General features: G+C 69.7%; 21 protein-coding genes. 13 read left to right on the top strand and 8 right to left on the bottom strand.

Going from position 1 to position 24,274, the window contains the following annotated elements; genetic code table 11:
• Positions 1-239 precede the first annotated feature (239 nt).
• From CUJ89_RS14505 to fghA, 3 genes are all read left to right on the top strand, one after another.
• Complete coding sequence (locus CUJ89_RS14505) at positions 240-1,676, top strand: xylulokinase (protein WP_114177920.1); 1,437 nt, start codon at positions 240-242, stop codon at positions 1,674-1,676.
• A gap of 274 nt (positions 1,677-1,950) precedes the next feature.
• Positions 1,951-3,057: an S-(hydroxymethyl)glutathione dehydrogenase/class III alcohol dehydrogenase gene (locus CUJ89_RS14495; RefSeq protein WP_114177918.1), complete on the top strand. Its 1,107-nt coding sequence runs from the start codon at positions 1,951-1,953 to the stop codon at positions 3,055-3,057.
• Positions 3,058-3,073: 16 nt separating this feature from the next.
• Positions 3,074-3,922, top strand: a complete 849-nt coding sequence (gene fghA / locus CUJ89_RS14490) for an S-formylglutathione hydrolase (protein WP_114177917.1) — start codon at positions 3,074-3,076, stop codon at positions 3,920-3,922.
• A 159-nt stretch (positions 3,923-4,081) separates the two neighbouring features.
• Here the strand turns inward: fghA and CUJ89_RS14485 are convergent, their stop codons facing one another.
• Genes CUJ89_RS14485 through CUJ89_RS14470 form a run of 4 tightly spaced genes read right to left on the bottom strand, consistent with a single transcriptional unit; the run spans position 4,082 to position 7,172 of the window.
• A complete protein-coding gene (locus CUJ89_RS14485; RefSeq protein WP_114177916.1) occupies positions 4,082-4,864 on the bottom strand; it encodes a metal ABC transporter permease in 783 nt (260 codons plus the stop codon).
• Positions 4,857-5,735 carry an ABC transporter ATP-binding protein gene (locus tag CUJ89_RS14480; RefSeq protein ID WP_114177915.1) on the bottom strand — a complete coding sequence of 293 codons (879 nt, stop codon included), beginning with the start codon at positions 5,733-5,735 and terminating at the stop codon, positions 4,857-4,859. The genes CUJ89_RS14485 and CUJ89_RS14480 overlap by 8 nt, the downstream gene beginning before the upstream one ends.
• Positions 5,736-5,749: 14 nt before the next feature.
• On the bottom strand, positions 5,750-6,664 hold the full coding sequence (locus CUJ89_RS14475; RefSeq protein ID WP_114177914.1) for a metal ABC transporter solute-binding protein: 915 nt from the start codon (positions 6,662-6,664) through the stop codon (positions 5,750-5,752).
• 46 nt (positions 6,665-6,710) lie between these two features.
• Entirely contained in the window at positions 6,711-7,172 is a 462-nt protein-coding gene (locus CUJ89_RS14470) for a Fur family transcriptional regulator (protein ID WP_011546084.1), read from the bottom strand.
• Positions 7,173-7,500: 328 nt separating this feature from the next.
• On the opposite strand from CUJ89_RS14470, the gene CUJ89_RS14465 reads away from it, so the two are divergent.
• The 8 genes from CUJ89_RS14465 to CUJ89_RS14430 all read left to right on the top strand — a co-directional run bounded on the left by CUJ89_RS14465 (position 7,501) and on the right by CUJ89_RS14430 (position 15,793).
• Positions 7,501-8,277 carry an L-iditol 2-dehydrogenase gene (locus tag CUJ89_RS14465; protein ID WP_114177913.1) on the top strand — a complete coding sequence of 259 codons (777 nt, stop codon included), beginning with the start codon at positions 7,501-7,503 and terminating at the stop codon, positions 8,275-8,277.
• Between the two features lie 75 nt (positions 8,278-8,352).
• Positions 8,353-9,309, top strand: coding sequence for a sugar kinase (locus tag CUJ89_RS14460; protein ID WP_114177912.1), 957 nt, complete (start codon positions 8,353-8,355; stop codon positions 9,307-9,309).
• Positions 9,297-10,658 (top strand): D-tagatose-bisphosphate aldolase, class II, non-catalytic subunit, encoded by a 1,362-nt coding sequence (locus tag CUJ89_RS14455; protein WP_114177911.1) that lies wholly within the window; start codon positions 9,297-9,299, stop codon positions 10,656-10,658. Before CUJ89_RS14460 ends, CUJ89_RS14455 begins: the two co-directional genes overlap by 13 nt.
• A gap of 69 nt (positions 10,659-10,727) precedes the next feature.
• Positions 10,728-12,053 carry an ABC transporter substrate-binding protein gene (locus CUJ89_RS14450; RefSeq protein ID WP_114177910.1) on the top strand — a complete coding sequence of 442 codons (1,326 nt, stop codon included), beginning with the start codon at positions 10,728-10,730 and terminating at the stop codon, positions 12,051-12,053.
• A 99-nt stretch (positions 12,054-12,152) separates the two neighbouring features.
• Complete coding sequence (locus tag CUJ89_RS14445; protein WP_114177909.1) at positions 12,153-13,100, top strand: carbohydrate ABC transporter permease; 948 nt, start codon at positions 12,153-12,155, stop codon at positions 13,098-13,100.
• A complete protein-coding gene (locus CUJ89_RS14440; RefSeq protein ID WP_114177908.1) occupies positions 13,097-13,948 on the top strand; it encodes a carbohydrate ABC transporter permease in 852 nt (283 codons plus the stop codon). Before CUJ89_RS14445 ends, CUJ89_RS14440 begins: the two co-directional genes overlap by 4 nt.
• On the top strand, positions 13,945-14,628 hold the full coding sequence (locus CUJ89_RS14435; RefSeq protein ID WP_114177907.1) for an HAD family hydrolase: 684 nt from the start codon (positions 13,945-13,947) through the stop codon (positions 14,626-14,628). Before CUJ89_RS14440 ends, CUJ89_RS14435 begins: the two co-directional genes overlap by 4 nt.
• Before the next feature lie 55 nt (positions 14,629-14,683).
• Positions 14,684-15,793, top strand: a complete 1,110-nt coding sequence (locus CUJ89_RS14430; protein ID WP_114177906.1) for an ABC transporter ATP-binding protein — start codon at positions 14,684-14,686, stop codon at positions 15,791-15,793.
• A 160-nt stretch (positions 15,794-15,953) separates the two neighbouring features.
• Here CUJ89_RS14430 and CUJ89_RS14425 read toward each other — a convergent pair whose 3' ends face one another.
• From CUJ89_RS14425 to CUJ89_RS14410, 4 genes are all read right to left on the bottom strand, one after another.
• Positions 15,954-16,952 (bottom strand): sugar-binding transcriptional regulator, encoded by a 999-nt coding sequence (locus CUJ89_RS14425; RefSeq protein ID WP_415859028.1) that lies wholly within the window; start codon positions 16,950-16,952, stop codon positions 15,954-15,956.
• A 56-nt stretch (positions 16,953-17,008) separates the two neighbouring features.
• Positions 17,009-18,490 carry a xylulokinase gene (gene xylB, locus CUJ89_RS14420; RefSeq protein WP_114177904.1) on the bottom strand — a complete coding sequence of 494 codons (1,482 nt, stop codon included), beginning with the start codon at positions 18,488-18,490 and terminating at the stop codon, positions 17,009-17,011.
• A 107-nt stretch (positions 18,491-18,597) separates the two neighbouring features.
• Positions 18,598-19,992 carry a D-arabinitol 4-dehydrogenase gene (gene dalD / locus CUJ89_RS14415; RefSeq protein WP_114177903.1) on the bottom strand — a complete coding sequence of 465 codons (1,395 nt, stop codon included), beginning with the start codon at positions 19,990-19,992 and terminating at the stop codon, positions 18,598-18,600.
• A gap of 174 nt (positions 19,993-20,166) precedes the next feature.
• Positions 20,167-21,078 carry a LysR family transcriptional regulator gene (locus CUJ89_RS14410; RefSeq protein ID WP_114177902.1) on the bottom strand — a complete coding sequence of 304 codons (912 nt, stop codon included), beginning with the start codon at positions 21,076-21,078 and terminating at the stop codon, positions 20,167-20,169.
• Positions 21,079-21,177: 99 nt separating this feature from the next.
• Here CUJ89_RS14410 and mdlC point away from each other — a divergent pair, with 99 nt between their 5' ends.
• Both mdlC and CUJ89_RS14400 read left to right on the top strand, forming a co-directional pair.
• Positions 21,178-22,785: a benzoylformate decarboxylase gene (gene mdlC, locus CUJ89_RS14405; RefSeq protein WP_114177901.1), complete on the top strand. Its 1,608-nt coding sequence runs from the start codon at positions 21,178-21,180 to the stop codon at positions 22,783-22,785.
• A gap of 29 nt (positions 22,786-22,814) precedes the next feature.
• Positions 22,815-24,266, top strand: coding sequence for an aldehyde dehydrogenase (locus tag CUJ89_RS14400; RefSeq protein ID WP_114177900.1), 1,452 nt, complete (start codon positions 22,815-22,817; stop codon positions 24,264-24,266).
• Positions 24,267-24,274: the final 8 nt, after the last annotated feature.

Genomic DNA, 24,274 nt, shown 5'->3' with positions numbered 1-24,274 from the left:
CGTGTCAAATATGGCTGGCTTTATGGTGTGTATCGGTGGAGGCGCATAGTGGCAAAACGGGGCTTCGAAAAATCGTGCCGGGTTAACCCGCGAACGGCCGCTTTTGTACGCAAGGTGCAGCCCGGTGCAACCTGGCTGCCGAGCGCGCTTTCGGCGGGTCGCGGCGGCGGCAAAAACCGGGGCGCGCATCACGATCCCGTTATCATCGACATCCGTTCATTCGAATTCGCCCTCCCGTCATGCGCCTGCTCGGAATCGACCTCGGCACCGGCTCCATCAAACTCGTCACGCTCGATGCCGACGGCGTCGAGCGCGCGGTCGCGAGCGAACCTTATGCGTTGTCGTCGCCGCAGCCCGGCTGGGCCGAGATCGCGCCCGACGCGTGGTGGCAGGCGCTCGTGCGCGCGGCCGCGCGGCTGCCGGCCGGCGAGCGTGCGCAGGTCGCGGCGATCGGCTTTTCGGGCCAGATGCACGGCGTCGTGCTGATCGACGCGGCCGGGCAGCCGGTGCGGCCCGCGCTGCTGTGGCCTGACACGCGCGCGGTGCGCGAAGCCGACGCGGCCGGCTGGCCCGTCGCACCGAACCCCGTCGCGCCGGGCATGGCGGGCCCGCTGTTGCGGTGGCTGGCCGTGCACGAACCCGATGCGCTGCGCACCGCGCGCTGGGCCGTGCAGCCGAAGGACTGGCTGCGCATCGCGCTGGGCGGCGACGTCGCGGCCGATCCGAGCGACGCGTGCGCGACCGCGCTCGCGATGCCCGACGGCGCATGGGATACGGCCTTGATCGACGCGCTCGGACTGCCGGCCGACCGGTTCGCGCCGGTCCATGCGTCGACCGCGCGCTGCGGTGCACTCGGCGCGCAGGCTGCTGCTGCGCTCGGTCTGCCGGCCGGCGTGCCGTTTGCGACGGGCGCGGCCGATACGGCGTGCGCAGCGCTCGGCAGCGGGCTTTCCGCCGCCGGCGACGCGCTGCTGACGACGGGCAGCGGCGGCCAGATCGTCGTGCTCGCGGATGCGCTGCCGCCTGCGCGGCGCGGGCTGCATCGCTATCGCGCGGCGGCCGGCGGCGGCTATTACACGATGGCCGCGATGCAGAACGTCGGGCTCGCGCTCGAAGCCGTGCGCGGCTGGCTCGGCTATCCGGGATGGGCGCACGCGTATGACGATGCGTTCGCGCAACCGGCGTCCGAACGGCTGTGCTTCCTGCCGTACCTGACGGGCGAGCGTTCACCGTGGATGAACCCCGATGCGCGCGGCGGCTGGCTCGGCCTCGGGCTCGGCGACACGCGCGGCGCGATGATGCGCGCCGCGTTCGAAGGTGTCGCGTTCGCGTTGCGCGCGGGGCTCGATGCGATCCGCGACGCCGATCGCGGCGACCCGGTGACGACGCTGCGTCTCGCGGGCGGCGGCTCGGTCGATCCGCGCTGGCGCCAGTTGCTCGCCGATGCGCTCGGCGCGTCGCTTCACGCGATCGATTGCCCGAACGCCGCGACGCGCGGCGCCGCGCTGCTCGCGGGCGTCGCGATCGGACACTGGCGGGAAGACGCGTTGCCCGCGCTTGCGCCGACCGCGTCGCCGGTCGCTGCGCCGCGCGACGATCGCATGCTGGCCGCGCGCCATGCGCGCTTCATCGATTTGTACGCGCGCACGGATGCATGGTTCACGACGGGCGTTTAAACTCGGACACTTGTTCTTTTGCGTCAGCGATGACGCATCGTGGCAAGCCGGCGGCCGTTTCCCGCACGCGGTGCGCGGCGGGACCGGCCATCATGGCGAGCACGAGATTCCTTTGCCGTGTCGCGCGCGATGCCGCGCGGCCCGGCTTCGACAGCTTTGCATGGAACCCGGTGCGAAGCATGGGACCGGAGTCAGGCTGAAGCACTGACTCCGGTCGACACAGGCGCTGAAGCGCCAACCCGGATCGACCTAATAGACAGACAGGAGTGACACGATGAAGACGAAAGCTGCGATTGCATGGAAGGCGGGTGCGCCGCTGACGATCGAGGAAGTCGATCTGGAAGGGCCGCGCGCAGGCGAAGTGCTGATCGAAGTGAAGGCGACGGGCATCTGCCACACCGACTACTACACGCTGTCGGGCGCCGATCCGGAAGGGATCTTCCCGGCGATCCTCGGCCATGAAGGCGCGGGCGTGGTGGTCGACGTCGGCCCCGGCGTCGGCACCGTGAGGAAGGGCGACCACGTGATTCCGCTCTACACGCCGGAATGCCGCGAGTGCAAGTTCTGCCTGTCGCGCAAGACCAACCTGTGCCAGAAGATCCGCGCGACGCAGGGCAAGGGCCTGATGCCCGACGCGACGTCGCGTTTCTCGCTCGACGGCAAGCCGCTGTTCCACTACATGGGCACGTCCACGTTCTCGAACTACATCGTCGTGCCGGAGATCGCGGTCGCGAAGGTGCGCGAGGACGCGCCGTTCGACAAGATCTGCTACATCGGCTGCGGCGTGACGACGGGCGTCGGCGCGGTCGTCTACTCGGCGAAGGTCGAGGCCGGCGCGAACGTCGTCGTGTTCGGTCTCGGCGGGATCGGCCTGAACGTGATCCAGGGCGCGAAGATGGTCGGCGCGGACAAGATCATCGGCGTCGACATCAACCCGAAGCGCGTCGAGCTCGCGAAGAAGTTCGGGATGACGCACTTCATCAACCCGAACGAAGTCGAGAACGTCGTCGACCACATCGTGCAACTGACCGACGGCGGCGCCGACTACTCGTTCGAATGCGTGGGCAACGTGAAGCTGATGCGCCAGGCGCTCGAGTGCACGCACAAGGGCTGGGGCCAGTCGTTCATCATCGGCGTCGCCGCGGCCGGCGAGGAAATCAGCACGCGTCCGTTCCAGCTCGTGACGGGCCGCGAGTGGAAGGGCTCGGCGTTCGGCGGCGCGCGCGGCCGCACCGACGTGCCGAAGATCGTCGACTGGTATATGGAAGGCAAGCTGAACATCGACGACCTGATCACGCACACGCTGCCGCTCGAGCGGATCAACGACGGTTTCGACCTGATGAAGAAGGGCGAGTCGATCCGCTCGGTCGTGCTGTACTGATCGCCGAGGCAAGACGATGCTCGAACTCGTTTCTTCGCATGCGTGCCACGGCGGCGAGCAGCGCTTCTACCGTCACGATTCGGCGGCCATCGGCCTGCCGATGAAGTTCTCGGTGTACCTGCCGCCGCAGGCCGCGCACGGCCGCGTGCCGGCGCTGTTCTATCTCGCGGGGCTCACGTGCACCGACGAGACGTTCGCGATCAAGGCCGGTGCGCAGCAATACGCGGCGCAGCACGGCGTCGCGCTCGTGATGCCCGACACGAGCCCGCGCGGCGCGGGTGTGCCGGGCGAGACCGATGCATGGGACTTCGGCGTCGGCGCGGGCTTCTACGTCGATGCGACCGAGGCGCCGTGGTCCGCGCATTACCGGATGGAGTCGTACGTGACGGGCGAACTGCGCGAACTCGTCGCGGCCGAGCTGCCGATCGACGGCGCGCGGCTCGGGATCTTCGGGCACTCGATGGGCGGGCACGGCGCGCTGACGCTCGCGCTGCGTCATCCCGGTCTGTACAAGTCGGTGTCGGCGTTCGCGCCGATTGCCGCACCGACGCGCTGCCCGTGGGGCGAGAAGGCGTTCTCGGGCTACCTGGGCGCCGATCGCGAAGCCTGGAAGCAGCACGACGCGAGCGAGCTCGTCGTGCGCGCGGATGCGCCGAAGTTCGCGGAAGGCATCTTGGTCGACCAGGGGCTTGCCGATCAATTCCTCGCGAACCAGCTGAACCCCGACGTGTTCGAAGCCGCCTGCGCGAAGGCCGGCCAGCCGCTGACGCTGCGTCGCCATCCGGGCTACGACCACGGGTACTACTTCATCTCGACGTTCATCGCCGATCACATCGCGCATCACGCGCGCGTGCTCGCACGGTGAACCGAGCGGGACACGCGTCCCGCTGATGCGAATACGCCCGTCGCGTTGTCACACGACAGCGGCGGCCGCAAAACAAAACGCCGGCGAAGCCCTCGGGCACGCCGGCGTTTTCATTTTCCTCACGGGCCCGCTGCGACGCGGGCCGCGCGCGTCAGCGCATCAGTTACGCCGCAACAGGCTCGCGCCGTACACGAGCGCCGACAGCGCGGTGATCCAGAAGCTCGTCGGCCAGTCGGTGTGATACGCGAGCACGATGCCGGCCCACGCCTCGAACAGCGCGAACAGCGCGGCGAGCAGCACGCCCGTCGACAGCCGCGTCGACACGTTCTGCGCGGCCGCGGCCGGCCCGACCAGCAGCGTGAACACGAGCAGCACGCCGACGATCTGCGTCGCCGCGGCCACCGCGAGCGCGCACACCGCGAGGAACAGCATCGACACCGTGCGCAGCGACACGCCCTTGGCTTCGGCCAGTTCGGGCTGCAGCGACGCGAACAGCAGCGGCCGCGCGATCAGTGCAAGCGCGATCAGGCTCACCGTGCCGATGCCCGCCAGCACCGCGAGCGTGTCGTGGCTGACCGCGAGCACGTTGCCGAACAGCAGCGCGGTGACCTGCGTCGCGAACGACGTATAGAAATGCAGGAACAGCAGGCCGAAGCCGAGCGCGCCCGACAGGATCACGCCGATCGCGACGTCGCGGCCCGCGAGCCGTTCGCCGAGCGCGCCCATTCCGATCCCGGCCGCGAGCGTGAAGCCGACCATCCCCCAGATCGGCGAGATGCCGAGCAGCACCGCGCCCGTCGCGCCGGTGAAGCCGACGTGCGACAGCGCATGGCCGGCGAAGGTCTGCCCGCGCAGCACCAGGAAGTAGCCGACGATGCCCGCGAGCACCGCGACGATTCCCGACGCCGCGAAGGCGTTGATCATGAAGTCGTATTCAAACATCGTGCGAATGCCCGGGATGAGCGTGTCCGTGGTGGTGATGGCCGCCGCCGTGCGAGTGGCCGTCGTCGTCCTCGTGCTCGTGGTCGTGCTTCTCGATCTCGACGTCGCCCGACATCACGAAGATCTTGCCGTTCACGCGCATCACGTCGATCGGCGATCCATAGAGCCGCGACAGCACGGGCTTCGTGATCACCTCGTCGACGGTGCCGAGCGCCGCGACACCGTTGCCGAGATACAGCACGCGGTCGAGCGCGTTCAGCAGCGGATTCAGTTCGTGCGCGGAGAACAGAACGGTGATGCCGAGCTCGCGCTGCACGTTGCGCACGAGTTCGACGACGCCGCGCTGGTGGTTCGGGTCGAGGCTGATCAGCGGCTCGTCGAGCAGCAGCAGCTTCGGGCTGCCGAGCAGGCATTGCGCGAGCAGCAGGCGCTGCCGCTCGCCGCCCGACAGCTCCGACAGCGGCCGGCGCGCGAGCGTCGGGCCGCCGACGAGGTCGAGGACGCGGTCGACGTCGCGCCGCGTCGCCGCGTTCGTGTGCGGCAACCCCCAGCGGTGGCCGTCGGCGGCCATCGCGACGAAGTCGTAGCCGCGCATCCGGCGGTTCGCGAGGCCGCTGCGGATCTGCGGCATGTAGCCGATCGACGCGTTACCGCGCACGACCGGCACGCCGCCGACCGACAGCGTGCCGCCCGAGACGGGCACGAGGCCGAGCACCGCGCGCATCAGCGTTGTCTTGCCCGCGCCGTTCGGCCCGAGCACGCCGACGAATTCGCCGGGTTCGATCGAGAAGCTGACGTCGCGCAGGATCGTGCGTCCGCCCAGTTCGAGCGTGACGCGATCGAGTGCGAGTGCGTGGGGAGTGGCGGTCATTTCGTTGCGGTCGTTTATTTCTTGCCGGCGGAAAGCGCGCTGGCGAGCGCATCGAGCTGGCCGGCCATCCATTGCTGGAAGGTCTTGCCGGCCGGCTGCGTCTCGGTGACGCTGACGGTCGGCACGCCGCCGTCGCGCGCGATCTTCAGCATGCGCTTCGTCATCGGTGCTTCGGCCTGGCTGTTGTAGATCAGCACGCGCACCTGCTTCTTGCGCAGGTCGTTCTCGAACGCGGCGACGTCCTGCGCGCTCGCCTCCGTGTCGTTCATCGTCGCGAGCTGGAAGCGCTGGTTGCGCATGTCGAGGCCGATCGCGTCGGACATATAGCCGAACACGGGCTCGGTGGCCGTCACGGGCAGGCCCTTGTATTGCGCGCGCAGCGCGGCGACCTTGTCGTCGACGGGCTTCAGCGACGCGACGAACTTCTGCAGGTTCGCGTCGTAGTCGGCCTTGTTCGCCGGGTCGGCGCGGCCGAGCTCGGCCGCGATCGCGCGCGCGGCGGCCGGCATCGTCGCCGGGTCGTACCACAGGTGCGGGTTGTCGCCGGCCTTCTTGCCGACGAGATCGGCGACGACGATCGTCGCGCGCTTCGCCTGCTTCGAGGCGCCGAGCAGCTTGCCCATCCACGGATCGTAGTCGGCGCCGTTGTAGATCACGACCTGCGCGTGCTGGAGCGCGCGGGCGGTCTTCGGGCTTGCTTCGAACAGGTGCGGATCCTGGTCGGGATTGCTGAGGATGCTCGTCACCGCGACGTGGCGGCCGCCGATCTGCGACGCGACGTCGCCGTAGAAATTCTCGGCGGCGACGACGTTGACGGTCGCGGCCTGCGCGAACGCGGGCGCCGCGAGCGACAGTGCGGCGACCGTGGCGGCGAGCCAGCGGACAGGCGACAGGGCGCGCCGCGGCGCGCGCTTCAGGGCAATGGGCATGGAACTCCTCGTTGGAAGGGGCGGTGCAGGCGCCGCGCGATTCGCGTCAGCGCTGCGCGGGCTTGCGCTTGCAGTGCCCGCACAGGCCGCTCAGTTCGACGACCTGATGGTGGACTTCGAAACCGTGTGCGGGCTCGCTCGCGGACAACTGCTTCGCGAGGTCGCCGCCGGGAATCTCGACGGTGTCACCGCATGAATCGCAGATCAGGAACTGGCCTTCGTGCGGTACGCCGATCTCGCAGCACGCGAAGAACGCGTTCTTCGATTCGATCCGGTGGATGAAGCCGTGCTCGACGAGGAAATCCAGCGCGCGATAGACCGTCGTGGGCGGCACGCGGCCGCGCTGCGGTTCGAGTTCGGCGAGCAGGTCGTACGCGCCGATCGGGCGCTGCGCGGCCAGCACGCGTTCGTAGACCTGGCGGCGCAGCGGCGTCCACGCGAGCCCGTGCTCGGCGGCGAATGCGTCGGCTCGGGACAGCCGGGCGTCAATGGACGATGAGGTAGCCATGGCGTGAAGCGGGCAATGAAACGGAGTACGGCGATGATATAACGTATCGTCGCGCCGTGCAGCGCGAATTCCGCTTTCCGTCCACGCTCCGCCCCCTTCATCGCCGATCCGACCGCGCCGCACCGTGCGCGCCGTGCCTTGCCGGGCATGCGCCGCGGCCCGTCGCCATGCGCCGTTGTGCCGCAGCGCGTCATAGAAAGCTGTTGCGTCGCCTTGACAGCGCGAATCGCGTATCCGATCATTCGATCACTAACAGAGCAATTGATCGGTCGGCGAGCGTTCGCTCACTTCGCGGCCGTCGTACAGCAGAACGAACCGGAGACAGCCAGTGAGACTGGAAGACAAGGTCGCGATCCTGACGGGCGCCGCAAGCGGCATCGGCGAGGCGGTCGCGCAACGCTATCTGGACGAGGGCGCGCGCTGCGTGCTCGTCGACGTGAAGCCGGCAGGCGGCTCGCTCGCGCGGCTGATCGAGGCGAACCCCGGCCGCGCAATGGCCGTGACCGCGGACGTCACGCGCCGCGACGACATCGAGCGGATCGTCGCCACGACGGTCGAGCGCTTCGGCGGCGTCGACATCCTGTTCAACAACGCAGCGCTGTTCGACATGCGCCCGATCCTCGACGAATCGTGGGACGTGTTCGACCGGCTGTTCGCGGTCAACGTGAAAGGGCTGTTCTTCCTGATGCAGGCCGTCGCGCAGCGGATGGTTGAGCAGGGGCGCGGCGGCAAGATCGTCAACATGTCGTCGCAAGCCGGCCGTCGCGGCGAGGCACTCGTTTCGCACTACTGCGCGACCAAGGCCGCGGTGATCAGCTATACGCAGTCGGCCGCGCTCGCGCTCGCACCGCACCGGATCAACGTGAACGGCATCGCGCCGGGCGTCGTCGACACGCCGATGTGGGAGCAGGTCGATGCGTTGTTCGCGCGCTACGAGAACCGGCCGCTCGGCGAGAAGAAGCGGCTCGTGGGCGAAGCCGTGCCGCTCGGCCGCATGGGCGTGCCGGGCGACCTGACGGGCGCCGCGCTGTTCCTCGCGTCGTCCGACGCCGACTATATCACCGCCCAGACGTTGAACGTCGACGGCGGCAACTGGATGAGCTGACGTGGCGCCGCTCGCATGCACAACCTGCCGGCCGGCCCTCGATGGGGCGGTCGCCGTCGAACGAGGGCCCGTCTGATGGCCGCGATCGTCGTCGCCGGCGAACTGCTGGCCGAATTCGTCGCCGCCGAGCGCGGCCAGGGCTTCGACGTGCCGGGCCTGTTCGCCGGACCGTTCCCGAGCGGCGCACCCGCGATCTTTGCCGATCAGGCCGCACGGCTCGGCGCACGCGTCGCGTATGCGGGCTGCGTCGGCCGCGACGCGTTCGGCGATGCGATCGTCGCGCGGCTCGAACGCGACGGCGTCGATGTCGCGCGCATCCGCCGCGTCGCGCGCCCGACCGGCACCGCGTTCGTCGCGTATCGCGACGACGGCTCGCGCAGCTTCGTCTTCAGTCTTTCCACCAGCGCGGCCGCGTGCGTCGATGCGTCCGACGTCGATACGGCGATGTTCGATGGCTGCCGCTACTTCCACGTGATGGGCTCGTCGCTGACGAGCGAATCGGCGATCGCGGCGGTTCAGCGCGGCGTGATCGAGGCCGCGCGTGGCGGCGCGAAGGTGTCGTTCGATCCGAACGTGCGCCCCGAGATGCTGAGCTTTCGCCCGATGCGCGCGGCGCTCGACCAGATGCTCGCCGCATGCCACCTGTTCCTGCCGAGCGAGGCCGATCTGCTGTTCTTCTGCGGGCCGCAGCCGGCCGAGCGCGCGATCGCCGGCTTGCTCGCGACGCATCCGCTGCTCGAGCGCGTCGTGCTGAAGCGCGGCGCCCAAGGCAGCGTCGCGTTCGACCGCGCGAGCCGCGTCGAGGCGCCGGCTTTTCCGGTCGACGAACTCGATCCGACCGGCGCCGGCGACTGTTTCGGCGGCACGCTGGTCGCGAGTCTCGTCGCGGGCATGCCGATCGATGTCGCGCTGCGCCGCGCGAACGCGGCCGGCGCGATCGCGGTCACGCGGCGCGGCCCGATGGAAGGCAACAGCAGCGCGGCCGAGATCGACCGTTTCCTGACCGAACGAGGTGTTGCATGTCCGGCCTGACCACCATCGCCGAGCGAGCGCGCACCGCGCACGCCGACGCCGTGCTGCGGATGATCTTCGACGCGAACCGCGCGGACGCGCAGCGCGGCATCTACTCGATCTGCAGCGCGCACCGGCTCGTGCTGGAGGCCGCCTGCGAAGCCGCGCGCGCGGACGGCTCGCCGCTCTTGATCGAGGCGACCTGCAACCAGGTGAATCATCTCGGCGGCTATACCGGCATGACGCCGGCCGATTTCCGCCGCGACGTCGACGCGATCGCCGCGCGCTGCGGGCTCCCGCAGTCGGCGCTCGTGCTCGGCGGCGACCATCTCGGTCCGAACCCGTGGCGGCATCGCCGCGCGGCCGATGCGATGCGCGAGGCCGGCGCGATGGTTGCCGCGTATGTCGAAGCCGGTTTCGAAAAGATCCACCTCGATGCGAGCATGGCGTGCGCGGACGATCCGGCGCGGCTCGACGACCGCACGATCGCCGCGCGCGCGGCCGAACTGTGCCGCGTGGCGGAAGATGCGGCGTCGCGTGCCGGCGTCTCGCCCGTCTACGTGATCGGCACCGAGGTGCCGACGCCGGGCGGCGAAGTTAGCGGCGATGCAGGCGACGCGGCTGATGCGGCGATCGCGCGGATCGCGGTCACGCGCAGCGACAGCATCGAGGCGACGCTCGACGCGCACCGCCGCGCCTTCGCGGCGGTCGGGCTCGACGATGCGTGGACGCGCGTCATCGCGATCGTCGCGCAGCCGGGTGTCGACTTCGACGATCGCCACGTGCTCGATTACGACAGCGCCAAGGCCGCGTCACTCGGCGCGAGTATCCTGCATGCACCGCGCCTCGTGTTCGAGGCGCATTCGACCGATTACCAGACCGAGGGCGCGCTCGCCGCGCTCGTGCGCGACCACTTCGCGGTGCTGAAGGTTGGCCCCGCGCTGACGTTCGCGCTGCGCGAGGCGCTGTTCGCGTTGACGTTCATCGAGGATGCGCTGATCGACGACGTCGCGCAGCGCTCGCGGTTGCGCGACGTCGTCGACGCCGCGATGCGCGCGCAGCCCGAACACTGGGCACCGTACTACCGCGGCGACGAGACCGAGCAGCGGCTCGCGCGCCAGTTCAGCTACAGCGACCGCATCCGCTACTACTGGCTGCAGCCGGCCGTCGTGGCCGCGGTCGAGCAACTGTTCGGCAACCTCGCGCGGCAGCCGGTGCCCGAGACGCTCGTCGCGCAGTGGCTGCCGGATGTCTACGCGGCGTGCCGCGCGGGCGGCCTCGCGAAGGAGCCGCGCGCGTGGGTGCGCCACCGGATACGCGACGTGATCGCGCACTATGCGCGCGCGTGCGGAATGCAGCGGCCGGCATGACGGGCCGCGAAGGAAACGCAAGACCGACGAAAGACCGACGACACTTCGAACAATCACAGGAGACATGCCATGCAACGAAAGATGCTCGACGCCGCCGCACGCTGCTTCGCCGGCGCCACGCTCGCGACGGCTGCCTGCGCCGCGTCCGCCGGCACGCTGACGATCGCGACGCTGAACAACCCCGACATGATCGAGCTGAAGAAGCTGTCGCCGGCGTTCGAGAAGGCGAACCCCGACATCAAGCTGAACTGGGTGATCCTCGAGGAGAACGTGCTGCGCCAGCGCGCGACGACCGACATCACGACCGGCAGCGGCCAGTTCGACGTGATGGCGATCGGCACCTACGAGACGCCGCAGTGGGGCAAGCGCGGCTGGCTCGCGCCGATGACGGGCCTGCCCGCCGACTACGACCTGAACGACATCGTGAAGACCGCGCGCGACAGCCTGTCGTACAACGGCCAGCTCTATGCGCTGCCGTTCTACGTGGAAAGCTCGATGACCTTCTACCGGAAGGACCTGTTCGCGGCGAAGGGGCTGAAAATGCCCGACCAGCCGACCTACGACCAGATCGCCGAATTCGCGGACAAGCTCACCGACAAGGCGAAGGGCACCTACGGGATTTGCCTGCGCGGCAAGGCCGGCTGGGGCGAGAACATGGCGTTCGTGTCGACGGTCGTGAACACGTTCGGCGGCCGCTGGTTCGATGAGAACTGGAACGCTCAGCTCACGTCGCCCGAATGGAAGAAGGCGATCACGTTCTACGTGAACCTGCTGAAGAAGGACGGCCCGCCGGGAGCGAGCTCGAACGGCTTCAACGAGAACCTGACCCTGACCGCGTCGGGCAAGTGCGCGATGTGGATCGATGCGACGGTCGCGGCCGGGATGCTCTATAACAAACAGCAGTCGCAGGTGGCCGACAAGATCGGCTTCGCGGCCGCGCCGGTCGCCGTCACGCCGAAGGGCTCGCACTGGCTGTGGGCGTGGGCGCTGGCCGTGCCGAAGACGTCGAAGCAGCAGGACGCCGCGCGCAAGTTCATCGCGTGGGCGACGTCGAAGCAGTACGTCGAGATGGCCGGCAAGGACGAAGGCTGGGCGTCGGTGCCGCCGGGCACGCGCACGTCGACCTATCAGCGCCCCGAGTACAAGGCCGCCGCGCCGTTCTCGGACTTCGTGCTGAAGGCGATCGAGACGGCCGACCCGAACGATCCGTCGCTGAAGAAGGTGCCGTACACGGGCGTGCAGTACGTCGGGATTCCTGAATTCCAGTCGTTCGGCACGGTGGTCGGCCAGTCGATCGCGGGTGCGGTCGCGGGCCAGATGACGGTCGACCAGGCGCTCGCCGCCGGGCAGGCCGCCGCCGACCGCGCGGTACGGCAGGCCGGCTACAAGAAGTAACGCGGCCCGCACCGTGCGCCGTCGCGCACGGTGCGCGTCGACGAAGCTGACAGGCGGGCATGTCGTTCGCACCCGCGCATCAACCGGAGGGACCCGATCATGCGTCACCTACGTCTTCCCCTGAGCCACGCGCCGTCGGTCGGCGACGCGTCGTTGCCGCCGGGCGCGCCGCGCCGCGCGCGCGGCGGCGCGAGCTGGCTCGTCTCGCCGTCCGTCGCGGTGCTGCTGCTGTGGATGTCGATTCCGCTCGCGATGACGATCTGGTATTCGTTCTCGCGCTACAACCTGCTGAACCCGGACGTGAAGGGCTTCGCGGGGCTCGACAACTACCGCTTCCTCGCGACCGATCCGTCGTTCCTGCCGGCGATCTGGCACACGCTCGTGCTGATCGGCGCGGTGCTCGCGATCACGGTGATCGGCGGCGTGCTGATGGCCGTGCTGTTCGACCGCAAGTTCTACGGGCAGGGCATCGCGCGGCTGCTCGCGATCGCGCCGTTCTTCGTGATGCCGACGGTGTCCGCGCTGATCTGGAAGAACATGATCCTGCACCCGGTCTACGGGCTCGTCGCGAACGCGATGCGCGCGCTCGGGATGACGCCGATCGACTGGTTCGCCGATTACCCGCTCACCGCCGTGATCATGATCGTCGCGTGGCAGTGGCTGCCGTTCGCATTCCTGATCCTGTTCACCGCGATCCAGTCGCTCGACCAGGAGCAGAAGGAAGCCGCGCGCATCGACGGCGCGGGCCCGATCGCGATGTTCTTCTACATCACGCTGCCGCACCTGAAGCGCGCGATCGCCGTGGTCGTGATGATGGAGACGATCTTCCTGCTGTCGATCTTCGCGGAGATCTACACGACGACCGGCGGCGGCCCGGGCGACGCGACCACCAACCTGTCTTATCTGATCTACGCGCTCGGCCTGCAGCAGTTCGACGTCGGCCTCGCGTCCGCGGGCGGCATCATCGCCGTCGTGGTCGCGAACGTCGTGTCGTTCTTCCTCGTGCGGATGCTCGCGCGCAACCTGAAGGGGGAATACGAAAAATGAGCGACCTGACCTTCGAAGGCCGGCGCGTGCCGGCCATGTTCGGCCTCGTGCGGCGCGCGCTGCCCGGCACGCTCGCGTGGCTGATCGCGCTGCTGCTGTTCTTCCCGATCTTCTGGATGGCGATCACCGCGTTCAAGACCGAGCAGCAGGCCTATGCATCGACGCTGTTGTTCGTGCCGACGCTCGACAGCTTCCGCGAGGTGTTCGCGCGCAGCAACTACTTCGCGTTCGCGTGGAATTCGGTGCTGATCTCGGCGGGCGTCACGGTGATCTCGCTGCTGTTCGCGGTGCCGGCCGCCTACGCGATGGCGTTCTTCCCGAACCACCGCACGCAGAAGGTGCTGCTGTGGATGCTGTCGACGAAGATGATGCCGTCGGTCGGCGTGCTCGTGCCGATCTACCTGCTGTGGAAGAACGCGGGGCTGCTCGATACGGTGTCGGGCCTCGTGATCGTGTACACGCTGATCAACCTGCCGATCGCGGTGTGGATGACCTTCACGTACTTCAACGAGATCCCGAAGGACATCCTGGAAGCCGGGCGCATCGATGGTGCGTCGACGTGGCAGGAGATCGTCTACCTGCTGATGCCGATGGCGCTGCCCGGGCTCGCGTCCACCGCGCTGCTGCTCGTGATCCTGTCGTGGAACGAGGCGTTCTGGAGCATCAACCTGTCGAGCTCGAACGCCGCGCCGCTGACCGTGTTCATCGCGTCGTACTCGAGCCCAGAGGGGCTGTTCTGGGCGAAGCTGTCTGCCGCTTCGCTGCTCGCGGTCGCGCCGATCCTGATCGTCGGTTGGCTGTCGCAGAAGCAGCTCGTGCGCGGGCTCACGTTCGGAGCGGTCAAATGAACGGGAATGTGCTGATTTGCGATTGCGACGGTGTGCTGATCGACAGCGAGGCCGTCGCCGCCGACGTGATCGTGCGCGAACTCGACGCGCGCTGGCCGGGCGTCGATGCGCGGCCGGCCGTGATGCCGCTGCTCGGGCTGCGCATCGAGCGCGTGCTGGCCGGCGCGGGCGATGCCGTCGGCCGTACGCTGTCGGCCGACGACGTCGACGCGATCCGCCGCGCGGTCGAGGCGGCGGCCGTCAATGCACCGATGGTCGACGGCATCGACGCGGCGCTGGCGGCGATCGAGCTGACGACGGCCTGCGCGAGCAACAGCTACCGTGCGTATGTCGAGGCGGCGCTCGCGCGCACGGGCCTCGCGCGCTTCTTCGGCGACCGGCTGTTCTGCGCGGATGCCGTCGCGCGGCCGAAGCCGGCGCCGGACGTGTATCTCGCGGCCGCGCGCACGCTCGGCGCGGGGCCCGCGCAATGCCTGGTCGTCGAGGACAGCGTGACCGGCATCACCGCGGCGGCCGCGGCCGGCATGACCGTGCTCGGCTTCGTCGGCGGCGGGCATGCGTCGGCCGCGCAGATCGACGCACTGCGCGGCATCGGCGCGCGCCACGTATTCGACGACATGCACGAGCTGCCCGGCTACGTCGCGCGCTGGCAGGCGACGGGCGCGGTGCTGCCGAACTAGCAACGATTGCGCGCCACGCGATGCGCGGCGCATCACGAACGAACGGAGACAGATCATGGCAAGCGTGCTCCTGCGCAACATCGCAAAGCGCTACGACGACACCGAAGTGCTGCGCAACGTGAACCTCGACATCGGCGACGGCGAATTCGTCGTGTTCGTCGGGCCGAGCGGCTGCGGCAAATCCACGCTGATGCGGATGATTGCGGGCCTCGAGGATATTTCGAACGGCGACCTGTTGATCGACGGCGCGAAAGTCAACGACGTGCCGAGCGCGAAGCGCGGCATCGCGATGGTGTTCCAGTCGTATGCGCTGTACCCGCACATGACGCTGTACGACAACATGGCGTTCGGCCTCAAGCTCGCGGGCGCGAAGAAGCCCGAGATCGACCAGGCCGTGAAGCAGGCCGCGAAGATCCTGCACATCGATCACCTGCTCGACCGCAAGCCGAAGCAATTGTCGGGCGGCCAGCGGCAACGCGTGGCGATCGGCCGCGCGATCACGCGCAAGCCGAAGGTGTTCCTGTTCGACGAGCCGCTGTCGAACCTCGACGCCGCGCTGCGCGTGAAGATGCGGCTGGAATTCGCACGGCTGCACGACGAACTGAAGACGACGATGATCTACGTGACGCACGACCAGGTCGAAGCGATGACGCTCGCGGACAAGATCGTCGTGCTGTCGGGTGGCGCGGTGCAGCAGGTTGGCACACCGAACCAGTTGTACCATGCGCCCGCGAACCAGTTCGTCGCGGGCTTCATCGGTTCGCCGAAGATGAACTTCCTGAAAGGCACCGTCGAATCGGTCGATGCGGGCGGCGTGCTGGTGCGCTTCGACAGCGGCGAGACCCAGCGCGTCGCGGTCGAAGCAGCGGGGCTGCAGCGCGGCGCAGCGGTGACCGTTGGCGTGCGGCCCGAGCACCTGCAGGTCGGCGCAGCGGCCACGGGCGTCGCCGCGCGGACGATGGCCGTCGAGTCGCTCGGCGATGCCGCGTATCTGTATGCGGAGTCGGCGGTCGCGCCGGACGGGCTGATCGCGCGGATTCCGCCGCTCGACACGTATCGCACCGGCGAGGCGCTGCGCGTGCAAGCGGAAGCCGAGCACTGCCACCTGTTTGACGAGCACGGGCAGGCGTTCCGCCGGCTCAGTGCGCACGCGAAGGCCGCGTGACGAGGAGCGGGCAGGCGGCGGTCGATTGCCGCCTGCGCCGACCGCTTCCCTGAAGCGGTGAGGGGCGCGTGCAGGCTGATTTCGCAGACGTTCGCCGGGGCCGGCTAATACCGGCTAATGGGCGCGAAGGTCGCTCGCTGCACGCGTTCTCAGGTCGCACTCATGCGTTGAGCGCCGCCTTCGCGCAGGTTTCGTCAGTGACGAGCCCCGACAGCCAGCCGCCGCGCAGCGCAGCAATCACCGCGTCGCGTTTCTTCGGGCCGCCCGCGAACGCGATCGTCGGGCGTTTCGGCGGCGCGGCGAGCGACACGCTCGTCACGCGTGTGCTGGTCGACACGTCGATCAGCTTGCCGTGCGCGTCGATCGGCATGCCGAGCAGTTCGGCCACCGCGCCGAGCGAGGTCATCTCGTCGAGCTCCTGTTCGGTGATGAAGCCGTCGTCGTAGAGCGGGCAGTGCGGGCCGGTGTTGCCGATCCCGACGAACGCGACGTCGGCCTGGCCCGACAGCGCCTCGACGATCCGGTACAGCCGGTGGTTGCACCACTGCGCGCGCTCGGCATCGCTGTCGGCGAACAGCGGCGCGGGCAGCAGGAAGTGCTTGCTGCCGGTCTTCTCGGAGATGTACTGCGCGACGTCGTAGCGGTTCGACGAACCGTCGGCCGCGATCGCGCCGACCATCGACACGAGCCGGTGCTGCGGGCGGTCGATCTGCGCGATCTGCGCGACCGCGGCCTTGAGCGTCCGGCCGCTGCTGACCGCGATCACCATCGGCCGCGTTTCGTTCAGGTAGCGCTCCATCACCTGCGCGCCGGCGACCGCGAGCTTGCGGTCGATCGCATCGGGCGCATCGGCATCGACCGGCACGACTTCGCACATCGCGAGGCCATAGCGTTTCGACAGCTGCGCGCCGAGATCGAGACAGTCGGCGAGCTGGTGGTCGACGCGCACGCGGATCAGGTTCTTCTCGACCGCGAACGCGACGAGGCGCTGCGCGACCGGGCGCGACACCTGCAGCTTTTCGGCGATTTCGTTCTGCGTGTCGCCCGCGACGTAGTAGAGCCACGCGGCACGCGTGGCGAGATCGAGTTTTTCTGAGGACTTGGACACGATAGCGATTCGGTTCGGATCAGGGCCGGCCGGCGGGCCGCACGACGGCATCCACTGTACCGCATGTCGCACGCGCGGCCGACGGCCGGTGCGCGCGACCGCGGCGCTTACGCGAGCCGCGCGCGCGACGGTTCGTAGAGCGGCCGCACGTGACGGTACAGCGTGCGAAACGCGTCGAGGCGTTCGCGCAGCAGCGCATGGCGGGCGGCGTCCGGTGCGTATTCGGCGCGCACGGGCGGCTTGGTCAGCACCGTCTGCGGATCGCCGCCGACGGCCAGCCAGCCGAGCCGCGCCGCGCCGAGCGCCGCGCCGGTTTCGCCGCCGCCGATCTGGCGCGTGTGCACGTTCAGCGCGTCGGCGATCAGCTGCGCCCAGAACGCGCTGCGCGCGCCGCCGCCGATCAGCGACAGCTGGTCGGTTTCGACGCCGGCCGCATGCAGCGCGTCGAGGCCGTCGGCGAGGCCGAGCGTCACGCCTTCGAGCACCGCGTAGCCGAGATGCGCGCGCTCGGTCGCATGCGTCATCCCGAAGAACACGCCTTGCGCGTACGGATCGTTGTGCGGCGTGCGCTCGCCGGACAGGTAGGGCAGGAACAGCGGGGCCGTCGCGAGCGCGTCGGCGTCGAGCGCCCCGACTTCGGCGAGCAGTGCGGGCTCGTCGGTGCCGGTCAGCTTGCAGACCCAGCGCAGGCAGCTCGCGGCCGACAGCACGACACTCATCAATTGCCAGCGATCGGGAATCGCATGGCAGAACGCATGCACGGCCGACGCGGGATTCGGCATGAAGCGGTCGCCGACCACGCTCAGCACGCCCGACGTGCCGAGCGACACGAAGCCGTCGCCCGCGTGGATCGCGCCGATGCCGAGCGCGCTCGTCGCGTTGTCGCCGCCGCCGCCCGCCACCACGACGGCCTCCGACAGCCCGAGTTCGCGTGCGATATTGGCGCGCAGCGTGCCGGACGGCGCGTTGCCCTCGACGATGCGCGGCATCTGGTCGCGCGTCATCCCGCATGCGGCGAGCAGCGCGTCGGACCAGTCGCGGCGCGCGACGTCGAGCCACAGCGTGCCGGCCGCGTCCGACGGGTCGGACACCTTCGCGCCGGTCAGCCGGAACCGCAGGTAGTCCTTCGGCATCAGCACGCACGCGGTCGCGGCGAACACGTCGGGTTCGTGCTTCGCGACCCACAGCAGTTTCGGCGCGGTGAAGCCCGGCATCGCGAGATTGCCGGCCAGCGCGTGGAGATCGGGCGCGCGTTCGGTGAGCAGCGCGCATTCGTCGGCGCTGCGCATGTCGTTCCACAGGATGGCGGGGCGCAGCACGCGGTCGTCGCGGCCGAGCAGCACGGCGCCGTGCATCTGGCCCGACAGGCCGATGCCGCGCACCTGCGCGAACGCCTGGCGGTGCCGTTCGCGCAGCGCCGCGAGCGCGGCGAGCGTGCCTTGCCACCAGTCGTCCGGATGCTGTTCGGCCCAGCGCGGATGCGGCCGCGACACGGTGAACGGCGAGCCGGCGGTGCCGACGACCGCGCCGTCCGGGGCGAGCAGCAGCACCTTCACTTCCGAGGTGCCGAGGTCGATGCCGAGATACATGAGCGATCCGTTCCGTCAGAGAGGAGCCGCTACTTTAGTCGCGCGGCCGGGCACCTGCCAAGGCTGGTTCGCCCGGATGCACGGTCGTGCATGGCCGCCGCCGCGCGTCAGCGCGGCGCGAGCCATCCGTCGACCCGCGCGAGCCCGGCGCGCAGCGCCTCGAACAGCGCCGCGTTGCCGGCGAGCGAGCCCCACAGCGGGCGGCTCGCGCACAGTGCGACGACCGGGTCGGCGGCCCCGACGATCGCTCGCGCGGCGCTTTCGTCCATCACGCCATCCTGGTACGCGTACGGCAGCGTGCCGCGCGCCCAGCGTTCGAGAAAGCGCAGGAACAGCGCGGGCAGCACGGCGGTGGCGACCGGCGCGGCGCCGCGCGCGAACGATTCGACCAGCGTCGGCGCGATGAAGCCGGGGATCTTCGAGAAGCCGTCGGCCGCGACGCGCTGGTTGGTGTCGAGCACGTACGGGTTGCCGAAGCGTTCGAGGACGACGTCGCGGTAGCGCGCGAGATCGAGCGGGCTCGGGGTGAGGCACGGGATCACGTCCTGCGTCACGTAGTCGTGCGCGAAGCGGCGGATTGCCGCGTCGTGCGTGCCCTCGTGGATATACGTGTGGCCCGCGAGCGTGCCGGCCCACGCGATGCAGCTGTGCGTCGCGTTGAGGATGCGGATCTTCGCTTCCTCGTACGGGTGCACATCGTCGACCAGCTCCGCGCCGGCCAGCTCCCAGCGCGGCCGGCCGGCTGCGAAGCGGTCCTCGATTACCCACTGGATGAACGCTTCGCCCATCACCGGGCAGGCGTCGTCGATGCCGGTGGCCGCGAGCACGCGTTCGCGCACGTCGGCGGTCGGGCGCGGCGTGATGCGGTCGACCATCGCGCTCGGCGTGGCGACGTTCGCCTCGAACCACGCGAGCAGGTCGGCCGCTCCGCGCTGTTCGAGGAACTCGCGCATCCCCGCGCGAAAGCGCGCGCCGTTGTTGCGCAGGTTGTCGCAGCTCTGCAGCGTGAGCGGGCCCGCGCCGCGCTTCATGCGTTCGGCGAGCAGCGCCGCGAGCGCGCCGTACAGCGTCGTGCGCGCGCCCTGCAGGTCGGCCGCCAGATCGGCGTTCGCGACGTCGAGCCGGTTGTGTTCGTCGAGGTAGTAGCCGCCTTCGGTGACGGTGAACGACACGATCCGGCAGGCCCGGTCGGCGCCGGCGTCGATCAGCGCGGCGAGGTCGATCGACCACGGCAGCACGCGCGTGATCGCGCGGACCGTCTCGTACGCGCGTTCGCCTTGCGGCGTGACGGTTTCGAGCGTGTACGCGCCGTGCTGCGCGGCGAGCGCGTCCATCGTCGCGCGCATGTCGTCGCGGATGTTGCCGACGGTCAGCGACCAGCGTTCGTCGGCCGGCACGGCCGCGTTCACGCGATGCAGATACCACGCCTGGTGCGCGCGGTGAAACGAGCCCGCGCCGATGTGCAGCAGCACGGGCGCGCGGGCGGAGGGCGATTCGCTCATCCGGTGTCTCCTGTTCGTGCCGGTCTTTCCTGTTGAATACGATCATTTGCTCTTCGTGTGAGCGAATGATCGTATTCGGGCGAGCGAAAGTCAAGGCGGGGAAACTGCATTTCGATGGTGCGCTGCGGCGGCACGCGGGCAGGGCGGGCGCGGGTGGCCGGACGAGAAAAGGCGTCAGCGCCCTTCGCGGGTGAGCGCGACGAGTTCGTCGAGCAGCTTGCCGGCCGGCCCCGGCAGGATCCCGTGGCGGCGCCGGAACGCGGTGAGCGTGCGCACCGCGACGACCTCGTGCACCGGCAGCGTGTCGATCGTGCCGGCGCGCTGCTCGGCGCCGTACATCGGCTCGGCCATCCAGCTCAGGAAGCCCGCATGCGCGACGAGGCTCTTCAGCGTCGTGACCGAGCGCGTCTCGACCGCGATGTCGGGCAGCGCGAGCCCGTGCGCGTCGAAGGTCGCGCGCATGTGGTCGAACGGTGCGGTGCCGCGCGGCGGAATCGCCCAGCGCGCATGCATCGTATCGGCGAGCGTCGGTGCGCGGCCGAGCGCGCGCAGCGGATGCTGCGGCGCCGCAACGATATGGCTGCGATCTTCCCAGCGGCACTCGGGAATCGCGACGATCTCGTCGGTGTCGGGCCCGTGCGCGGACAGCGCGAGATCGATCTCGTGCTTGTTGAGCCCCTCGGCGAGCCGGTCCCACACACCTTCGATGATCTCGACACGCAGGTTCGGCCAGCGGTCGAGCACGCGGCCGACCGCGACCGGCAGCACGAGGCTCGCGATGCTGCCCACCGCGCCGACCTTGATCGTGCCCTTCGCGAACCCGCGCATCGCGTCGAGTTCCTCGCGCGCATGCTCGGCCTCGTGCTGCAGCAGCGTCGCATGCGGCAGCAGCGCGTCGCCGAACGCGGTGAGCTGCACGCCCTTCGAATGACGCTCGAACAGCGGCGCGCCGACCTGGTCCTCGAGCCGCTTCAGGATCCGGCTCAGCGCCGGCTGTGTCACATGCAGCGCGTCGGCCGCGCGGCCGAGGCTGCCGCACGCGACGATCGTCGTGAAGGCGCGCAATTGTCGGAGATCGAAAGTCATGTCGGAATGTAATGGCTTATCGCAAAAAATACAGTATCCGAGAATGGCTTGCGCTTCGATACTGTGGAAACCGCCAAGCCTTCGAGGAGACACCCGAGCATGTCCGGCCACCCGCCCCTATCCGCCGCACCGGTCACCGTTCGCGATGCAGTGATCGACCTGCTACGCCAATTCGGGATCGACCGCGTGTTCGGCAATCCCGGTTCGACCGAACTGCCGATGTTCCGCGATTTCCCGGCCGATTTCCGCTACGTGCTCGGGCTGCAGGAGGCCGTCGTGGTCGGGATGGCCGACGGCTACGCGCAGGCGACCGGCCATGCGGCGGTCGTCAACCTGCATTCGGCGGCCGGCGTTGGCAACGCGATGGGCAATCTGTTCACCGCGTTCAAGAACCGCACGCCGCTGATCGTCACCGCGGGCCAGCAGGCGCGCGCGATCCTGCCGTTCGACCCGTTCCTCGGCGCGACGCAGGCCGCCGAGTTGCCGAAGCCGTACGTGAAGTGGAGCATCGAGCCCGCGCGCGCGCAGGACGTGCCGGCCGCGATCGCGCGTGCGTACCGCATCGCGATGCAGGAGCCGCGCGGCCCCGTGTTCGTGTCGATTCCGGTCGACGACTGGGACCAGCCGGCCGAACTGCTGCCGCGGCGCGACGTGAGCAGCGTCGTGCGGCCCGATCCCGACGCGCTCGCGCGGCTCGGCGACGCGCTCGACGCCGCGCGGCGTCCCGCGCTCGTGGTCGGCGCGGCCGTCGACCGTGCGGGCGCGTGGGACGACGTCGTGCGGCTCGCGGAGCGGCACCGTGCGCGCGTGTACGTCGCGCCGATGTCGGGGCGCTGCAGCTTCCCCGAGGACCATCCGCTGTTCGCCGGCTTCCTGCCCGCGATCCGCGAGAAGATCGTCGCGCGGCTCGACGGGCACGATTTCGTTTTCGCGTTCGGCGCACCGGCGTTCACCTATCACATCGAAGGCTTCGGCCCGCACGTGCCGCCGGGTGCGACGCTCGTGCAGCTCGTCGACGATCCGGGCATCGCCGCGTGGACGCCGTCGGGCGACGCGGTCGTCGGTAACCTGCGGCTCGCGGCGCGAGACCTGCTGGCGCGGCCGGCGCCGCCCGAGCGGCCGATGCCCACGCCGCGGCCGTCGTGCGCGCGCGTCGACGCGCCGGCCGCCGGCGAGCGCATGTCGGTCGCGTTCGCGCTGCAGACGCTCGCCGACGTGCGCGACGCGGGCGACATCGTCGTCGAGGAGGCGCCGAGCGCACGGCCGGTGATGCAGGCGCATCTGCCGTTCACGCGCAGCGGCACGTTCTACACGATGGACAGCGGCGGGCTCGGCTACGGGATGCCGGCCGCCGTCGGCGTCGCGCTCGCGCAGCCGGGCCGGCGCGTGATCGGGCTGATCGGCGACGGGTCGAGCCTGTATTCGATCCAGGCACTGTGGAGCGCCGCGCAACTGAAGCTGCCGATCACGTTCGTGATCCTGAACAACCGGCGCTACGCGGCGCTGCAGGATTTCGCGCCCGTGTTCGGCTTCGGCCCGGGCGACCCCGTGCAGGGCACCGATTTGCCCGACCTGGATTTTGTCGCGCTCGCCGAAGGGATGGGCTGCCGCGGCGTGCGCGTGGCCGACGCGGCGTGTCTGCGCGATACGCTGGCCGACGCGCTGCGTGTTGCTGCGCCGGTCGTCGTCGAAGTCGAGATTGCCTGACGCGCGGTGCGCGCCTTTCCGGAGACTCCATGCAAACCGTATCGATGCTGATCGGCGGCGAACGCCGCCATTCGTCCAGCGGCGCGACCTTCGTGCGCCGCAACCCGCTCGACGGCGAAATCGCGTCCGCAGCGCCCGCGTGCACCGTCGACGATGCGCGCGCGGCGGCCGACGCGGCCGCCCGCGCGTTTCCCGAATGGGCCGCGCTCGGCCCCGGCGCGCGCCGCGCGCTGCTGTTGAAAGCGGCCGCCGCGCTCGAAGCGAAGCATGAGCAGTTCGTCGCTGCGATGGCGGCGGAGACGGGCGCGTCCGCGTTGTGGGCCGGTTTCAACGTGCACCTTGCCGCGAGCGGGCTCGTCGAGGCCGCGTCGCTGACCACGCAGGTCGGCGGCGAGCTGATTCCGTCCGACGTACCCGGCTCGCTCGCGATGGGCGTGCGGCAGCCGACCGGCGTGGTGCTCGGCATCGCGCCGTGGAACGCGCCGGTGATCCTCGCGACGCGCGCGCTCGCGCTGCCGCTCGCATGCGGCAACACGGTCGTGCTGAAGGGTTCGGAGCTGTGCCCCGTCACGCACGGGCTGATCGTCGAGGCGCTGCAGGAGGCCGGGCTGCCGCCGGGCGTCGTCAATTTCGTGACGAACGCGCCCGAGGATGCGGGCGCCGTCGTCGACGCATTGATCGCGCATCCGGCCGTGCGCCGCGTGAATTTCACGGGCTCGACGCGGGTCGGCAAGATCGTCGCCGAAGCGTGCGCACGCCACCTGAAGCCGTCGGTGCTGGAGCTCGGCGGCAAGGCGCCGTTCGTCGTGCTCGACGATGCCGATATCGACGCAGCGGTCGCGGCGGCCGCGTTCGGCGCGTTCGCGAATTCCGGGCAGATCTGCATGTCGACCGAGCGGATCATCGTCGACGCATCGATTGCCGATGCGTTCGTCGCGAAGCTTGCCGACAAGGCCGCGTCGCTGCCGCTCGGCGACCCGCGCAACGGGCCCGTGGTGCTCGGTTCGCTGATCGACATGAAGGCCGTCGAGCGCTGCAACGCGCTGATCGACGATGCGCTCGCGCATGGCGCGACGCTGCTGTGCGGCGGCAAGGCCGACAGCACGCTGTTCCCGGCGACGCTGCTCGATCGCGTGACGCCGGCGATGCGCATCTATGCCGAGGAATCGTTCGGTCCGGTGAAGGGCATCGTGCGCGTCGACGGCGAGGCGGCCGCGATCCGCTGCGCGAACGACAACGCGTTCGGGCTGTCGTCGGCCGTGTTCAGCCGCGACGTCGCGCGCGCGATGCGCGTCGCGGCACGCATCGAATCGGGCATCTGCCACGTGAACGGCCCGACCGTGCACGACGAGGCGCAGATGCCGTTCGGCGGCGTGAAGGACAGCGGCTTCGGTCACTTTGGCGGCAAGGCCGGCATCGCGGCGTTCACGGACCTGCGCTGGATCACCGTGCAGACGGCGCCGCGCCACTACCCGTTCTGACGAGGCCA

Origin of the sequence: Burkholderia pyrrocinia, from assembly GCF_003330765.1 — a bacterium.
GTDB lineage: Bacteria > Pseudomonadota > Gammaproteobacteria > Burkholderiales > Burkholderiaceae > Burkholderia > Burkholderia pyrrocinia_B.
The sequence above is the reverse complement of the archived record's forward strand: the minus strand, read 5'-3'. Positions and strand labels throughout refer to the sequence as shown.

Excerpts from the sequence above, each read along its gene's own strand:
- CUJ89_RS14460 (WP_114177912.1), top strand. The coding sequence starts at position 8,353 with ATGGCCGCGATCGTCGTCGCCGGCGAACTGCTGGCCGAATTCGTCGCC.
- CUJ89_RS14475 (WP_114177914.1), bottom strand. The coding sequence starts at position 6,664 with ATGCCCATTGCCCTGAAGCGCGCGCCGCGGCGCGCCCTGTCGCCTGTC.
- CUJ89_RS14410 (WP_114177902.1), bottom strand. The coding sequence starts at position 21,078 with ATGACTTTCGATCTCCGACAATTGCGCGCCTTCACGACGATCGTCGCG.
- CUJ89_RS14450 (WP_114177910.1), top strand. The coding sequence starts at position 10,728 with ATGCAACGAAAGATGCTCGACGCCGCCGCACGCTGCTTCGCCGGCGCC.
- fghA (WP_114177917.1), top strand. The coding sequence starts at position 3,074 with ATGCTCGAACTCGTTTCTTCGCATGCGTGCCACGGCGGCGAGCAGCGC.
- CUJ89_RS14430 (WP_114177906.1), top strand. The coding sequence starts at position 14,684 with ATGGCAAGCGTGCTCCTGCGCAACATCGCAAAGCGCTACGACGACACC.
- CUJ89_RS14440 (WP_114177908.1), top strand. The coding sequence starts at position 13,097 with ATGAGCGACCTGACCTTCGAAGGCCGGCGCGTGCCGGCCATGTTCGGC.
- CUJ89_RS14435 (WP_114177907.1), top strand. The coding sequence starts at position 13,945 with ATGAACGGGAATGTGCTGATTTGCGATTGCGACGGTGTGCTGATCGAC.
- dalD (WP_114177903.1), bottom strand. The coding sequence starts at position 19,992 with ATGAGCGAATCGCCCTCCGCCCGCGCGCCCGTGCTGCTGCACATCGGC.
- CUJ89_RS14480 (WP_114177915.1), bottom strand. The coding sequence starts at position 5,735 with ATGACCGCCACTCCCCACGCACTCGCACTCGATCGCGTCACGCTCGAA.
- xylB (WP_114177904.1), bottom strand. The coding sequence starts at position 18,490 with ATGTATCTCGGCATCGACCTCGGCACCTCGGAAGTGAAGGTGCTGCTG.
- CUJ89_RS14455 (WP_114177911.1), top strand. The coding sequence starts at position 9,297 with ATGTCCGGCCTGACCACCATCGCCGAGCGAGCGCGCACCGCGCACGCC.
- CUJ89_RS14445 (WP_114177909.1), top strand. The coding sequence starts at position 12,153 with ATGCGTCACCTACGTCTTCCCCTGAGCCACGCGCCGTCGGTCGGCGAC.
- CUJ89_RS14400 (WP_114177900.1), top strand. The coding sequence starts at position 22,815 with ATGCAAACCGTATCGATGCTGATCGGCGGCGAACGCCGCCATTCGTCC.
- CUJ89_RS14470 (WP_011546084.1), bottom strand. The coding sequence starts at position 7,172 with ATGGCTACCTCATCGTCCATTGACGCCCGGCTGTCCCGAGCCGACGCA.
- mdlC (WP_114177901.1), top strand. The coding sequence starts at position 21,178 with ATGTCCGGCCACCCGCCCCTATCCGCCGCACCGGTCACCGTTCGCGAT.
- CUJ89_RS14505 (WP_114177920.1), top strand. The coding sequence starts at position 240 with ATGCGCCTGCTCGGAATCGACCTCGGCACCGGCTCCATCAAACTCGTC.
- CUJ89_RS14495 (WP_114177918.1), top strand. The coding sequence starts at position 1,951 with ATGAAGACGAAAGCTGCGATTGCATGGAAGGCGGGTGCGCCGCTGACG.
- CUJ89_RS14425 (WP_415859028.1), bottom strand. The coding sequence starts at position 16,952 with ATGCCGTCGTGCGGCCCGCCGGCCGGCCCTGATCCGAACCGAATCGCT.
- CUJ89_RS14485 (WP_114177916.1), bottom strand. The coding sequence starts at position 4,864 with ATGTTTGAATACGACTTCATGATCAACGCCTTCGCGGCGTCGGGAATC.